The 14,563-nt window shown below is 38.3% G+C and carries 13 protein-coding genes; 12 read left to right on the top strand and 1 reads right to left on the bottom strand.

Features of this window, described 5'->3' with window-relative positions; translation table 11 throughout:
• Positions 1 to 66 precede the first annotated feature (66 nt).
• Positions 67 to 576 carry a hypothetical protein gene (locus ACERII_RS23575; RefSeq protein ID WP_373645435.1) on the bottom strand — a complete coding sequence of 170 codons (510 nt, stop codon included), beginning with the start codon at positions 574 to 576 and terminating at the stop codon, positions 67 to 69.
• A 386-nt stretch (positions 577 to 962) separates the two neighbouring features.
• Between ACERII_RS23575 and ACERII_RS23570 the strand changes: the two genes are divergently transcribed.
• The 12 genes from ACERII_RS23570 to ACERII_RS23515 all read left to right on the top strand — a co-directional run bounded on the left by ACERII_RS23570 (position 963) and on the right by ACERII_RS23515 (position 14,510).
• Positions 963 to 1,532 (top strand): DUF6434 domain-containing protein, encoded by a 570-nt coding sequence (locus tag ACERII_RS23570; protein WP_373645434.1) that lies wholly within the window; start codon positions 963 to 965, stop codon positions 1,530 to 1,532.
• Positions 1,533 to 2,365: 833 nt separating this feature from the next.
• Positions 2,366 to 3,394 carry a LacI family DNA-binding transcriptional regulator gene (locus ACERII_RS23565; RefSeq protein WP_373645460.1) on the top strand — a complete coding sequence of 343 codons (1,029 nt, stop codon included), beginning with the start codon at positions 2,366 to 2,368 and terminating at the stop codon, positions 3,392 to 3,394.
• Between the two features lie 97 nt (positions 3,395 to 3,491).
• Positions 3,492 to 5,201 carry an ABC transporter substrate-binding protein gene (locus ACERII_RS23560; protein WP_373645433.1) on the top strand — a complete coding sequence of 570 codons (1,710 nt, stop codon included), beginning with the start codon at positions 3,492 to 3,494 and terminating at the stop codon, positions 5,199 to 5,201.
• On the top strand, positions 5,198 to 5,464 hold the full coding sequence (locus ACERII_RS23555; protein ID WP_373645432.1) for a hypothetical protein: 267 nt from the start codon (positions 5,198 to 5,200) through the stop codon (positions 5,462 to 5,464). The genes ACERII_RS23560 and ACERII_RS23555 overlap by 4 nt, the downstream gene beginning before the upstream one ends.
• A 184-nt stretch (positions 5,465 to 5,648) precedes the next feature.
• A complete protein-coding gene (locus ACERII_RS23550; protein WP_373645431.1) occupies positions 5,649 to 6,647 on the top strand; it encodes an ABC transporter permease in 999 nt (332 codons plus the stop codon).
• 3 nt (positions 6,648 to 6,650) lie between these two features.
• Complete coding sequence (locus tag ACERII_RS23545) at positions 6,651 to 7,796, top strand: ABC transporter permease (RefSeq protein ID WP_373645430.1); 1,146 nt, start codon at positions 6,651 to 6,653, stop codon at positions 7,794 to 7,796.
• Between the two features lie 23 nt (positions 7,797 to 7,819).
• On the top strand, positions 7,820 to 8,833 hold the full coding sequence (locus ACERII_RS23540; RefSeq protein WP_373645429.1) for an ABC transporter ATP-binding protein: 1,014 nt from the start codon (positions 7,820 to 7,822) through the stop codon (positions 8,831 to 8,833).
• Complete coding sequence (locus ACERII_RS23535; protein ID WP_373645428.1) at positions 8,830 to 9,858, top strand: ABC transporter ATP-binding protein; 1,029 nt, start codon at positions 8,830 to 8,832, stop codon at positions 9,856 to 9,858. The genes ACERII_RS23540 and ACERII_RS23535 overlap by 4 nt, the downstream gene beginning before the upstream one ends.
• A gap of 5 nt (positions 9,859 to 9,863) precedes the next feature.
• On the top strand, positions 9,864 to 10,424 hold the full coding sequence (locus ACERII_RS23530) for an HAD family hydrolase (protein WP_373645427.1): 561 nt from the start codon (positions 9,864 to 9,866) through the stop codon (positions 10,422 to 10,424).
• A 51-nt stretch (positions 10,425 to 10,475) separates the two neighbouring features.
• Positions 10,476 to 11,816: an MATE family efflux transporter gene (locus ACERII_RS23525; RefSeq protein WP_373645426.1), complete on the top strand. Its 1,341-nt coding sequence runs from the start codon at positions 10,476 to 10,478 to the stop codon at positions 11,814 to 11,816.
• Positions 11,817 to 11,832: 16 nt separating this feature from the next.
• Positions 11,833 to 12,483 carry a hypothetical protein gene (locus tag ACERII_RS23520; protein WP_373645425.1) on the top strand — a complete coding sequence of 217 codons (651 nt, stop codon included), beginning with the start codon at positions 11,833 to 11,835 and terminating at the stop codon, positions 12,481 to 12,483.
• Positions 12,484 to 13,274: 791 nt separating this feature from the next.
• Entirely contained in the window at positions 13,275 to 14,510 is a 1,236-nt protein-coding gene (locus ACERII_RS23515) for a DUF418 domain-containing protein (protein WP_373645424.1), read from the top strand.
• Positions 14,511 to 14,563 lie beyond the last annotated feature (53 nt).

Genomic DNA, 14,563 nt, shown 5'->3' with positions numbered 1-14,563 from the left:
CACTGCTTCCAAAACTGCGTAAGGTGCGTTTCCTTGAGTCGTTGTAATGAAGAAACTGTTCCTAGGTTAATGTTGGGCTAGTTCTTCTAGTTCCTCCATTTCTAAGTTATGCTCGTCTAACAAGTCTTGTAACTCATACTGGAAGGTTCTAAATAAGGATCTCGCTTCATTCAGTTGATTATTTGCATCATTTATCAATCCATGATCTTGGTAGTCTATCGCGTCAAGTATCAATACCATTGCACTATATTGCTCATTGGATGCTTTGATGTATATTTCATGAATTTCTCTAACTTCCGATGTACTAGGTCTAATTGCTTCAAGTTTTTGGATGAAGTCTTGGTATTTCGGTAGAATATCAAATTGAATTGTATTATAGAGAACATAGTCATCTGAATAATTGTGACCAGTAACGCTTTCGTATAAACCCAAAATCTCTTCCTCATCAGGAACAAGTGGTATTATTCCATTGTTAACATAATCCTCAAGATCCTCCTGTATTGGATCAGCAAAACACCCAGTAATGAACAGGGATAGCATTGTTACAAGCAAAAAATAAAAACTTTTCTCCTTCAATTATAGCCCTCCAATTATTATTTTTTTCATGTTTAAGTCACCTTCTATATATAGCGCTAATGCGTTTGTCTATATGACAGTGAATTTTTTGTGCCTCATGGTTAGGTAGCTCCTAGAACCTACCGACGGGAAAAATGTGAAATCCGAGCATAAAACTACAGGCAGTATACGAGTAGAACGTTTCTGGTCTCCACTTCGATAGAAGACATCTTTTGCAAGGATCTTTTAATCGGCAAAGAATCAAGAAAAGTATAACCACTCCTACTCCAGTTACGTTTTTTCTTTATCGCTTGTGTGCTTTCGTAATTTCTTTTGTTTTATTTGGGGTATTATAGTAGATTAGAGGGAACGTTTGTTCTAAAGTAGACAGGGGGGGTATAAAATTTATGAGACCAAGCCTAACGAAAAATATTAGTGTTGAGAATTTTCAAGAGTTCTATTGGTTAAAAGAAGAATTACAAGCCTTTTGTAGGGAAATTGGCATAAGTGCTTCTGGTTCTAAAATAGAGCTTTCCACTAGAATTGAAACATATCTTCGGACAGGAGAGATAACAAAGCCTATAAGAAAAACAAAAGCGAATACGAAGAGAGGACCTCAATTAGACTTAAGTCTTGAAACGGTCATTACGGAAAATCACCGTTGTAGTCAAGATGTGAGAGCTTTTTTTAAGACAGTTATCCCGAAATTTCATTTTTCTACATACATCCAAGACTACTTTAAAAACAATGTAGGAAAAAGGTATCATAATGTTGTAGATGCTTGGTATGAAGAAGAGGGAAGGAAAAAAGATCCCTCTTACAAGAAAAATATTGCACCTCAATTTGAATATAATACATTTATTCGAGACTTTTTTTCAGACGAAAAAAATAAAGGGAAAAGTCGCAAACAAGCGATAGTGGCCTGGAATGAAATCAAGAAACTTCCTGGAAGCAATAAATATAAAAGCATCGAGTAGAAGCATCGGGGAAGCATCGGGGACGGTTCTTGTTGCTTCCTTCGTTTAGCCAAACAAAATAGTTTAGGTGGCTACTAGGGAATTACCAGTAATTCGAGGGGGGGAGGCGTGAGAAGTTGAGGTCCTTTGAAAGCATAGACAAAGAAACTCGCTTATTTCTTGGAAATAAGCGAGTTTCTTCGCATCTAGAGACTTTCCAAGAACATGATTAGACGTCTTCTGTGGTCAACTACTGTCACCACACGGATTTTGTTGAAAAAGAAGCAGTGAGAACCGTCCCCATTGCTTCCTTCCAGGAAAGTGCACATATATTTGCGCGATCCGCACATATAATCAGAATTTCGCACATATATTGCATGATTTCGCACATATATTCCTTGAACCCGCACATAAAAACGCTCAACCCGCACATATATTTTGTGGATACCAAAAAAAGTACTCTATCCAAAATGAAAAGTTAGTAAAAATGTTAGATTAAGAGAGGAGTAGTACCTAATACTCTTCTCTCTCCCTCGAAATCTGTCAAAAACGAAGCAGTGAGAATGAACGTTTTGCTTCCAATTGTAATTATTCGAAAAAGAAGCAGTGAGAACCGTCCCCGCTGCTTCCCCGCTGCTTCCCCGCTGCTTCCCCACCGCTTTCCTCCGCCTGCGGTAAACCGGTTTCATTTAGATTTATTAAAATGAAACCGGTTTCTATTTATTTCCTTAACAAATAACCATCGAATGTGTCGAAAATGAACGGATAGTCATGATAATTAACAAAAGTTAACGCTAGTTTAAAACCATATCAATAAAACCGGTTTAATATGTGGAGTGTGGAAGGTGAGAAGAATGATAACCATGTACGATGTAGCGAAGGCTGCTGGAGTGTCAAAGAGTACAGTATCCAATGTGTTTAGTCAAAAGAGACCGATTAGTAAGGAGGTGAGGGAACGGGTTCTAGACATAGCAAAACAATTAAACTACAAGCCAAACTATATGGCGAGAAGTTTAGCAATCAAGGAAACAGGAATTATCGGCTTAAGTTTAATAGGAGAAAAGATTAAATTCAGTCAATTTCACCTCTCTTTTATGAATGGTGTATTGAATGAATGCTATAAACAAGGCTATCGTCTCTTAGTAAACACATTGTCAGAGGAATATAAACATCAGGTATCAAACGTTGCGTCTGATCCTGTTGATGGTGAAATCATTTTAGCACCATCCAAAAATGATTCGAGGATCCGTGAAAAGGAAGCAAACAACATCCCTTTAGTTGTTATTGGAAAGCCACCAGAAGAATTCGAGGACAAGTTATCCTATGTTGATAACAACAACTCTCAAGCTGCTGCACAGGTTGCAGAGTATCTTCTGGAAATGGGGCATGAGAATATTTTGTTTTTAAATGCTCCGAAAATCAGAACGGTGAGTGGGGAGAGAGAAAAAGGATATATGGAAGCGTTAGAAAAGATTGGGATGAAACATAACCAACAAACCATCTTATATAGGTCGGAAAAACTCACATCAATTGACTTCGGATTTAAAACAACAGTAAAAATGCTAACAGACAATCCTCGAATTACAGCTGTTGTAACTGATAACGATAAAGTGGCATTAGGTGTTTACCGTGCAGCAAAGGGAATGGGTCTTTCAATTCCTAATGATTTATCCGTAGTGGCATTCAGTGATGGATCCATGTTTTCTCCAGAACTAACACCTCCTTTAACTTGTATGCGATTAAATGGGGAAGTGTTAGGTTCAGAATCTACCAAGCTATTACTAGAACAAATAAAAGCTGAACATAAGATAATGAAACGAATTATAGTTCCTATTGAGTTAGAAGAGCGAGGTTCAACCGCTAGGGTAGAAAATAATACATGATACCGATCATCTCATATATAACTTCTCTGTGTAATCACTTTCTTTGTCGCATGGGATAAGGTTTCATCAAGATATGGTGAAAAAGGAGAGCTCATACATGTTAAAGAAGTACACATTATTGCTTATTGGATTACTATTATTATCCCTACTATTGTTAGGATGTACAGATCAAGAATCACAAGCAACGGAGTCGAATAATAACGAAACGGAAGATACAAATCAGCAAGATGATGACTTACCTGAGTCCGTTTCTGACTTACATGAAGCACCGATGCTGAAGGAGCTTGTTGCATCTGGTGAACTACCATCTGTAGATGAAAGAATGCCTGTGAAGGAAGACATAATGATTGAGCCAGTTTTAGAGCAAATTGGTGAGTATGGTGGAGAATGGATGTATCCTTGGGCAGGACCAGATGATAAATGGGGCATTGGGAAAATTACAGAGGAGGCGCTTTTCCGTTTTACAGAGGATGGAGAAGGAATTGAGCCAAATGTAGCAAAAGGCTACGACGTAAACGAAGATGCAACAGAATACACGATCTATCTTCGTGAAGGGATGAGATGGTCAGACGGAGAGCCATTTACAGCGGACGACGTAATTTTTTACTGGGAGCACATGCTAATCCCTGAGACTTTCGGAAAAGCATTATATGACTGTTATTATTCGGTTAATCCAGAAACAGGAGAACGGGTAAGATCAGATGTTGTGAAAGTAGATGACTATACATTTAAGGTCATTCATAAATATCCAAGCGTATTATTCTTAGAGCGAGTTGCTATCGATAATAAATGGATGTATGCTCCTGCTCACTTTTATAAAGAAATCCTTCCAGAATTTGTAGGGGAAGAAAAGGCATTAGAAATTGCAAATGAGTGGGGCTATAACGATTTAGACGCATTTGGAGAATGGACAGGATACTATTTCTGGGTATTCCCTGAAAGACCAAGTATTCGTCCATGGGTTGCAACGAATGATCCTAACAGTGATCGCTTTATTATGGAGCGTAATCCATATTTCTTCAAAACGGATGCGGAAGGAAATCAATTACCATATATTGATCGAATTGTATTAGACCGAATGCAAGATCGAAGTCATTATCTATTAGAAGCATTGGCAGGAAATATCAACCTTCGTTCCTTTCCATTCTCTGACTTTACTGTTCTGAAAGAGAATGAAGCTCGTGGAGATTACCGGATTCTTCAATGGTACCCGCCAGCTTGGTCAAGTACGGGACTTCAGTTGAACCAAACGGTAGAAGATCCACAATTACGAGAGTTGTTCCAGGATATTCGCTTCCGTGAGGCATTATCTGTAGCAGTAGACCGTCATGAGTTATCAGAAATATTAACTCTAGGATTAGGAAAACCACAACAATCCTCTGTTCCAGACAATCTTCCAAACTATCAAGACGGTTGGGAAAATCAATGGATCGAGTATGATGTAGATCGTGCGAATGAATTATTAGATGAAATCGGATTAATTTGGGACAATGCTGGCGAGTTTCGAACGTTTTCTGATGGCTCTGAGTTACGACTCACTATCTATCAAGAGACACGAGGAGATTCTCAAGTCGGAATGTTAGAAGAATTATTAAAAAATTACTATGAAGCAGTTGGAATAAAAACTGATATACGATTGGCAGATCAAGGTTTGTTCTTTGAAATGAAGTATGATAACAAAATTCCAGCAACTACAGAGAATGTTAGTCTTATTAAGACTTCGTTCAGACCTGACACAATTGTGCCACTCCGTGTTATTATGGCCATTACGGTCTCTACAACTCTTCTAATGGTGAGGAAGGTGTGAAGCCTGAGGGAGATATCGCTTTACTACTTGAGTATTGGGGTAATGTTGTTTCCTCAAGAACGTCAGAAGAAGTAGATAAATGGAGTGATGAAATCATCAAGCTGCATCAGAAAAATCAATGGGTCATTGGGTATACTGGACCAACCCCATCCCTAATCGTTGTAAGTAACGATATACACAATGTACCAGACGGTATTATTGACGCGGATGAGTTTAGAAACTTTGGTCATGCAAAACCAGCACAATTCTTTATAAAAGAGTGACCAATTATTGAACTGGTGATATCAGCCAGAAGTACGCATGATGAAGTGTTTATCTTATTTTTATAGGAGACGATTCAGAATGTCTCGCAAAATGGGAGGCACTGGAGAGATCCCCCTCTCTTCAGTCGTCTCCTTTCAACTATAGAGGGATTTGCTAGGTTAATGGAAAGTGAGAGGAATACATATGCATCGTTATATATTAAAAAGGTTTTTAATGATGATCCCTGTTGTGTTTGTTATATCCATCATTGTGTTTTTCATCATTCAACTACCTCCAGGTGATTTTGTTAGTAATTATGCTGCTCAACTTGAACAAGATGGAGAGTCATTAAATCAACAAGAAATGGAACGTTTACGTCAATCTTATGGTTTAGATCAAGAATGGTATATCCAATACGGGAAATGGATGTGGGGCATTTTAACAGAAGGAGATTTTGGATACTCCTTTAGTTATAACAGGCCAGTGATGGATGTGATTCAGCAATATGCAACGATGACCATTATCGTTTCATTAGCCTCCATGATTTTTACCTATTTGGTTGCAATTCCAATAGGTGTTTATAGTGCAGTGAAACAATATTCGATAGGAGACTATATTTTTACGAGTGTAGGATTTATCGGGATGGCTACCCCGAACTTTCTTCTCGCTATTATTTTGATGTATTTATCATTTGTATTTTTGGGGGATCCGATGCTTGGACTACAATCTCAGCAATTTATAGACCAACCTTGGAGCGTGGAAAAAGTCTTTGATCTTCTAAAGCATTTAGTAATACCTGTCGTCGTTATTGGAACGGCTAATACATGTGAGTTGATCCGAGTAATGCGTGGACAGATGCTCGATGAAATGACAAAGCCAAACGTACTTACCGCAAAAGCGAAAGGTCTAAAACAAGGGAAAATTTTAAGGAAATATCCTATGAGAGCAGCACTTAATCCGATTGTCAGTACGATTGGTTGGTCGCTTACTTCCATTTTTACTGGTTCAACCATTACGGCGATTGTGCTTAACTTACCGACCCAAGGGCCAGTAATGCATAAAGCATTACTAGGGCAAGACATGTACTTGGCTGGTACGTGGCTATTCTTTATGGCTATCTTCACTGTGATAGGAACGCTAATATCCGATATTTTACTTGCATGGCTAGATCCAAGAATTCGTTCAGAAAGAAAAGGAATGTGACAGATGAAACTAGAGTTCTCGACTTACATAAATCGAATGAAAAACAGAAAGCCGAAGCTTCAAGATGATTCCTATTACATGGCCTCTCAATGGAGCTTGATGATCCGTAAGTTAAAAAAACATCGTCTTGCAAGAATTAGTCTTGTTATTTTATTTACACTCTATTTTTCTGCAATATTTGGTCAATTCATTGCACCTTATGGACTACAAAGCTATGACAGTAAATACATGAATGCACCACCGACAAAAATTCACTTTGTAGATGAGGAGGGGAACTTTCAGTTTCGACCATTTGTTTATGGATTGGAAGCATCCAGAGACCCAGAGACATTACGAAACATTTTAGTAGAAGATACATCCGAAAAGTACTCCCTTCAATTTTTTACAAGAGGAGAAAAGTATAAGTTCTTGGGTCTATTTGAAACGGATGTTCATTTGTTTGGTGTGGAAGAAGAGGGAAGAATCTTCTTATTTGGTACGGATGGTACAGGGCGTGACTTATTCTCAAGGATTGTACTTGGAAGCCAAATTTCCCTGTCAATACCTCTTGTGGGTGTAACGATCAGTTTTCTATTAGGGATTATTATTGGAGGTATTTCAGGATATTTTGGTGGTGTGATAGATTCAGTTATTCAGAGAATCATTGAAATCATCCGTTCATTTCCAACACTCCCTTTGTGGATGGCACTTTCTGCCGCTATACCAGCAAGAGTTCCCGTTGTCCAAATGTTTCTTTATATCACTATTATTATGGCGTTTATCGAATGGACGGGACTTGCGAGAGTGGTGCGGAGTAAATTTATTTCCCTGAAAAATGAAGACTATGTGATGGCAGCGAGGATTGCAGGAGTCAATGACTTAAAGATCATTGCCGTCCATTTAATACCTGGATTTATCAGCTATTTAGTAGTTGCTATGACATTAGCGATCCCAGGAATGATTCTAGGAGAAACAGCACTTAGTTTTCTTGGGCTTGGTATTCAAGCGCCAGCAACTAGCTGGGGGGTATTACTCCAAGAGGCACAACAAATTCAAAATGTCGCTATTTACCCATGGAAGTTGATTCCGCTTTGTTTTGTTATCATAACGGTTTTGGCATTTAACTTTCTAGGGGATGGACTGCGTGATGCGGCTGATCCATATAAATAACATCATGAATGTGAGGGGAAAATATGACACAAGTAACTAAATTCTTACAAGTATCTGATTTAAAGATTCACCTCCAAACAGATGCAGGGTTAATGAAGGCAGTGGATGGAGTGAGCTTTTCCATCGAAAAAGGAAAAACCCTCGGTATTGTAGGAGAATCTGGTTGTGGAAAAAGCTTAACAAGTAAAGCAATTTTACAGCTTAACCCTGATGACTTTCGAACGGAAGGTAGTATTGTCATAGAGGGATCCGATGGGAAACAACAAGATATTCTAACGTTAAAACAAGATGGGAAAGAGCTTCGTTCGATTCGCGGAAAAAAAATATCAATGATTTTCCAAGAACCGATGACCGCTTTTTCCCCATTATATACGATCGGAAATCAAATTATGGAAGCAGTTCTGTTGCATCGCACAACAAATAAGCAGGAAGCAAAGAAAATAACATTAGAGATGCTAGGAAAAGTAGGGATATCTGATGTTAATCGACGGTTCAACCAATATCCACATGAGTTTTCTGGAGGAATGAGACAGCGTGCGATGATTGCCATGGCGCTCTCCTGTAACCCTGAGCTGCTGATTGCAGATGAACCCACGACAGCGTTAGACGTTACTATTCAAGCACAGGTGCTTGAGCTAATGAAGGAGTTGCAAGAGGAATTTGGCATGTCTATCTTATTTATTACTCATGATTTAGGTATTGTTGCAGAGATGTGCGATGAAGTAGCTGTTATGTATTTAGGGAAAGTCGTTGAACATGCGCCAGTGCGTGATATTTTTAAAAATCCAAAGCATCCATACACGAAGGGGTTGCTAGACTCTATTCCGAAAATCGGGATGGGAAGGAAAGAAAAGTTGAAATCAATCGAGGGAATGGTTCCACAAGCCATTGACTTACCACCGATGTGTAGCTTTTTCGATCGTTGTAAAGATCGAATTCCCGGTGTGTGTGATGTTCGTGACCCACATGAGATACAGCTTAACGAAAAACATCGCGTGAGCTGCGTCTTATACGAGAAAGAAGGTGTAACCATATGACCGACATCATCATGCAAATTGATAACCTAACGAAAGAATTTCAAGTTAACAAGCATACGTCCGTAACCGCGATCGAGAACATTTCGTTCACGATAAAAAAAGGTGAGACGTTCAGTCTTGTTGGGGAATCGGGTTGTGGTAAAACTACGTTAGGCAGATGTGTTGTACGGGGAATTTCTTCTTCATCTGGAAAGGTGCTATATCACCAAGATACCTTAGGAGAACTTGATTTTTTGACAGTGAAAGGAAAGCAATACAAGTCGGTGAGGAAGGATATTCAAATGATATTTCAAGATCCCTTCTCTTCCTTAAATCCTAGAATGACTGTGTATGACATCATTAGTGAACCACTAAAAGCAATGACGAAACTAAGTAAAAAGGAAATACAGGAAAAGGTAAAGGCAATTGCGGAGAAAACAGGACTTGATGTGAGCTACTTAAAACGCTATCCCCATTCTTTTTCTGGTGGACAACGTCAACGTATTGGGATTGCACGTGCACTCATTACGAATCCAAAGGTCATCGTTTGTGATGAGGCGGTGTCGGCTCTAGATGTTTCCATTCAAGCACAAATTATTAATCTATTAAAAGAACTCCAAGAAGAAATGGACATTACGTATTTATTTATCGCCCATGACTTGTCCATAGTGGAGCACATTTCTGATCGAGTTGCGGTGATGTATTTGGGGAGAATAGTGGAGCTATCAACAACAGACAAGCTTTTTACAACGCCAAAACATCCATATACAGAAGCTCTCTTATCAGCCGTTCCAAAGCCTGATCCTGAAATAAAAAAAGAACGGATTGTTCTTAAGGGAGAAGTACCAAACCCAACAAATAGACCGAGTGGATGCCATTTTCATCCCCGTTGTTCCTACGCTACAGAGGTTTGTCAATCAGAACAGCCCCCATTAGTGGAAATCCAAGAGGAGCATTTCGTTGCTTGTCATCATGCAAAGGAAATGACACTTCAAGGCATTATGGGAATAGTAGCTACGGAAGAAAAAACGCTAGAAGGAAGGTAACAATTATGAGCGAGAAAGAATTCATTCTATTTTTAGACTGCGGAGATACCATTATTGATGAAGGAACAGAAATTCGTGATGAAAATGATGTTGTTATACAAGCCGAGCTTATCCCAGGCGCAGATGTGATGGTAAAGTCGCTTGCAGAAAGAGGCTATCGCCTTGCTCTTGTTGCGGATGGTTTAGCTCAATCGTTTAAAAACATGTTAACAGATCATGGTCTATACGATTATTTTGAAACAATGACTTACTCAGAAACTGTGAAAGTTTGTAAGCCAAGCCGACGTATGTTTAAAGCTGCTGTCGGAGCAATGGACTTAACAGAGGATGACTATTCTCGAATTATTATGGTAGGGAATAATTTAGCGAAGGATGTCAAAGGTGCAAATCGTTTAGGAATGACGAGTGTTTTCCTAGATTGGACACCTAGATATCCAAAGGAGCCTGCGGACGAAATGGAAACTCCCGATTATACGATTTCGTCGCCAGAAGAACTAGTGGCATTAGTAGATCAACTTCATGAGGAATGGCAAAGCACTAAGAGAGGAAAAGGAACAACAGTATGATTGCGTGCGCAAAAAAGTTTACATTCAAAGTGTTAACATTCGAGATGTGTAATGGAATTTAGACGGGAAGTTCGCATATTAGTCATTCCCTTCGTTATACATATGCTCCTTAGCAATTCCTTTTCGTTTGTTGATTTGATCATGATAACAAGGCTGGGAGAAGTTGCGGTGGCATCCGTGGCTGCGGCAGGACAATTTAGTTTTATTCTTGGGATGCTTTTATCTGCAACTTATGGAATAACAGCTTTTATCACTCAGTTTTTCGGGAAAAATGATATGAAAAATGTGCATAGATCGCTGGGTATCATGTTAACGACAAGTATCGTTTTATCTAGTATTGTCTCCATCGTAGTTTTTCTATTTAAAACGCAACTTCTTTCTATCTTCTTACACGACGAAACGGCATTATTGTTAGGGGTCCAATATCTATCGATTATTGTGTTTGTTTATGTCTTGAATGCTATGAAAGATTCTTATGGCAATGCACTTGGAGCGATTGGGAAAGTAAAAATTAATGTGATTATCGGTTTCATCGGACTTGGTACAAATACACTTTTGAATTATTTACTTATCTATGGAAACTTTGGCTTCCCTGAGCTAGGAATCCAGGGTGCTGCCTACGCAACGCTGTACTCCACCATCCTTAGTACAACGTTGTTACTAGGGTTTATCTATGGACGGAAATATCATGTAAATGCTTCTATAAAATCCTTATTTTCTTTTAATAAGAAATTCATGAAGAAAGTGTATATTGTCACGATTCCTCTAATTTTTCACGAAGGTATTTGGTCTATTGGTAATATGTTATATGCTGTTGCTTTTGGATATATGGGGGTTACAGCACTTGCCACCTATCAACTTGCACGATCCTTTAATAACTACTTTATGATGGGAATATTCGGCTTTTCTTATGCAGCCAAGGTAATGATTGGAAAAAGGTTAAGTCTGGAGGATCCAAGTGAAGCAATTCTAAATGCAAGAAAGTTTACAAAGTTATCTGTATACTCTGCGATTACTGTTAGTGTGCTTATTATACTGTTGAACCCAGTCATCGTTAGTTTGTTTACCAATTTAAGTTCAGAAGTACAACAGACGTTTCGAAATGTTTTATATATACAAGGTTTCGTATTAACGATGTACTTTCTCAATAACATTTGGATTGTCGGTGTTTTTAGATCAGGTGGAGACAACATCTATTCCATGAAGCTTGTCTTGTTCACAACTTGGGGGATTGCTCTTCCTCTCGTTTTTCTCGGGGCATTTGTGTTTCATTGGCCTATAGAAGTGGTTTATTTGATGTTTGCACTCGAAGAAGTCTCAAAAGCATGTATCGGTTTTTTTCGATATCGTTCTAATAAATGGGCAAATAATTTAGTGCGTGATATTGCGTGAGGAGGTTGTTGTTGACGTGACGTTAGATCTGGAGCTTGTGCGAAAATATAGCCCCTATTTATTTTTCGACAAAAGAGAACCCTTCTTTCCGAAATGGATAGGTGTTACTATTTTGGGTAATAACGAGGAATCTCCCTCTTTTCATAGAAAGTTTGTTTTTGAGGAATCGGTTGATTTTGTGATAGAGTATGCTATCTACTGGGATTTTGATATTCAACATATGTATGACCTAGAGCATGTTTGGGTATATGTGGGCCACTCTGGAGAAGTTGTCAATTGTGAGGCTAGTTTTCATGGAAGGTTTGTGAGAGGCTTACTCTTTGATCAATCTAATTTGCTAGATTCTACACATGTTAAGCTATATAGTCAACCAGGGAAACATGCATTTCTACCAAAAGAAGATATGTTTCAGGTTATCCCAAACGTAATGACTTGTACGAATGAATATGCTGGCCAAGATGGACTCATAGTGACAGACCCATTTAAAGGGTTATATGAAACGGATGAGAGTACGAATAAAAGAACGAAAGAATATTTAAAAAGATTCCGTTTTGTTCCGTCATTAGAGTTCTTCCAATGGTCGATTCCTACAGAACAATTTATGGTATGGAGTGAGCTAAAGGACAAGATTGTGGAAAGAATAGAGACATTAAAGAAAGAGGTGTAAGAAAGGAAGCATTAGGGACGGTTCTCGTTGCTTCCTTCGTTTAGCGAAATAAAATTAGTAGAAGCAGTGGGGACGGTTCTCATTGCTTCTACTGCTTAAATGCGCTTTTTATCCTTCCGCTCAGAAAAGTGCACATATATTTACGCCATTCGCACATAAAAGTGGGAAATTCGCACATATATTCTCGGAATTCGCACATATATTCGTTCAACCCGCACATATATTTCGCAAACCCGCACATATATTTGGGCAATAATTAAAAAAAGCTAATTTTGTTTTTAAATGGAGGACAGTCTGCTAAATGTATACAAGTTAAAAGGAATAATAATAGTTCTGCGTATTAATTATTGGAAGATTGCTTATAAGTAATAAACTTCTAACAAAATTAGAACCTGTTCCCCCTTCCAATTCAGAAAGTGCACATATATTTACGCCATTCGCACATAAAAGTGGGAAATTCGCACATATATTCTCGAAATTCGCACATATATTCGTTCAACCCGCACATATATTTCGCAAACCCGCACATATATTCGTTCAACCCGCACATATATTTTGGGATACTAGAAAAGAACTTTATCCAAAATGAAAAGTTAGTAAAAATGTTAGATTCAGAGAGGAGGAGTACCTAGTAATCTTCTCTCTCCCTCGATATCAGTCAAAAAAGAAGCAGCGAGAACCGTCCCCACTGCTTCCAAAATTTTTATTGCTTTTCCTAAATATTGACAGGATAATGTATGTAGGTACGATTTGCGACAATGTTTTTACATAGATAGGAAAGGGAGAATAAAATGGATCAGCAAAACAATAATCAAACGAAAGTTCAAATTACGCCTCTCGACACAAATGAAAGGTTGAACCACATTGATAGTTTAAGAGGATTTGCGCTTCTAGGTATTTTACTCGTAAATATGTTTGTTTTTCAGTATGGGATGGTGGGAATGGAATATATACCATCTCAAGTTACATCAGGATTAGATCTTATATCGTATCAATTTATCAATTGGTTTTTCCAGGGTAGCTACTATCCGATTTTCAGTATGCTGTTCGCCTTTGGTGCCGTTATGATTTGGGAAAGATCTCAAGTGAAGCAACGCCCCTTTTATTTGTTATTTTCACGACGTTTACTGATTTTACTTGCACTAGGATTTGTACACGCCTATTTCATATGGGATGGTGATATTTTACTTACGTACGCTATTACAGGATTTTTATTTATCTTTTTCGTTAAACGGAAGGCAAAAACACTTCTCATTTGGGCAATATCATTAATTACCCTTATTAACCTCATTGGTATAATACCTAGCGGAGACGAGGAAGTTACCTTTGAATCTTATGTAGAATATGAGCAAAATATGTTAGCAACTGGAACATATAGTGATATTGTTCACCATCGCTTTACAGCAAATCCTTATAGTAAAGTGGATTACGGCATAGAGCTTAGTGAACTAGAGAGAGAAATCACTGCAGCTATTGTTTCTATCTTTAGTTTCATACTAATGATTGCTCAGACCTTTTCATTATTTTTAGTTGGTGGTTACATAGCAAAGAAACGTTGGATTCACGAACCAGATACTTATCGATCTGTCCTTGTAAAAATCACTTGGATTGCTATCCCTTTAGGTCTCCTCCTTAAAACAGGAATGGTCTTCACCCTAAATGAAAGTCTTGAATTTTTAGCGTATTTTCTAGGTGGACCACTACTTGCTCTAGGATATATCGCTGGTTTCTGTCTTCTCTTCTTCAACCGTGGTTCTATAAAACTAGTTAGAGGCTTCGGATATGTGGGAAGAATGGCACTATCAAATTATTTAGTACAATCAATCGTGATGACAACCATTTTCTATGGATATGGCTTCGGTTTGTTTGGAAAAATAGGTACCTTTCTTGGAATTTTATTAGCTATTGTCTTATTCGTTATTCAAATGATAATCAGTAGATGGTGGTTGAATAGATATCAATTTGGGCCGATGGAATGGATGTGGCGTATAGGAACATACCTAAGCATTCCCAAAATAAAAAATTAGAAGGAAGCAGCGGGGACGGTTCTCGCTGCTTCTTTGGTGCGCCCAGCACGGGT

The sequence above is a fragment of the Evansella sp. AB-rgal1 genome, from assembly GCF_041820985.1.
In the GTDB taxonomy this organism is placed as follows: Bacteria; Bacillota; Bacilli; order Bacillales; family Salisediminibacteriaceae; genus Evansella.
Note: the sequence above shows the minus strand (reverse complement) of the source record. Positions and strands in the feature narration are given on the sequence as shown.

Coding starts and splice junctions, on each gene's coding strand:
- ACERII_RS23570 (WP_373645434.1), top strand. CDS start 963: ATGAGACCAAGCCTAACGAAAAATATTAGTGTTGAGAATTTTCAAGAG.
- ACERII_RS23565 (WP_373645460.1), top strand. CDS start 2,366: ATGATAACCATGTACGATGTAGCGAAGGCTGCTGGAGTGTCAAAGAGT.
- ACERII_RS23560 (WP_373645433.1), top strand. CDS start 3,492: ATGTTAAAGAAGTACACATTATTGCTTATTGGATTACTATTATTATCC.
- ACERII_RS23550 (WP_373645431.1), top strand. CDS start 5,649: ATGCATCGTTATATATTAAAAAGGTTTTTAATGATGATCCCTGTTGTG.
- ACERII_RS23545 (WP_373645430.1), top strand. CDS start 6,651: ATGAAACTAGAGTTCTCGACTTACATAAATCGAATGAAAAACAGAAAG.
- ACERII_RS23540 (WP_373645429.1), top strand. CDS start 7,820: ATGACACAAGTAACTAAATTCTTACAAGTATCTGATTTAAAGATTCAC.
- ACERII_RS23535 (WP_373645428.1), top strand. CDS start 8,830: ATGACCGACATCATCATGCAAATTGATAACCTAACGAAAGAATTTCAA.
- ACERII_RS23530 (WP_373645427.1), top strand. CDS start 9,864: ATGAGCGAGAAAGAATTCATTCTATTTTTAGACTGCGGAGATACCATT.
- ACERII_RS23525 (WP_373645426.1), top strand. CDS start 10,476: ATGGAATTTAGACGGGAAGTTCGCATATTAGTCATTCCCTTCGTTATA.
- ACERII_RS23515 (WP_373645424.1), top strand. CDS start 13,275: ATGGATCAGCAAAACAATAATCAAACGAAAGTTCAAATTACGCCTCTC.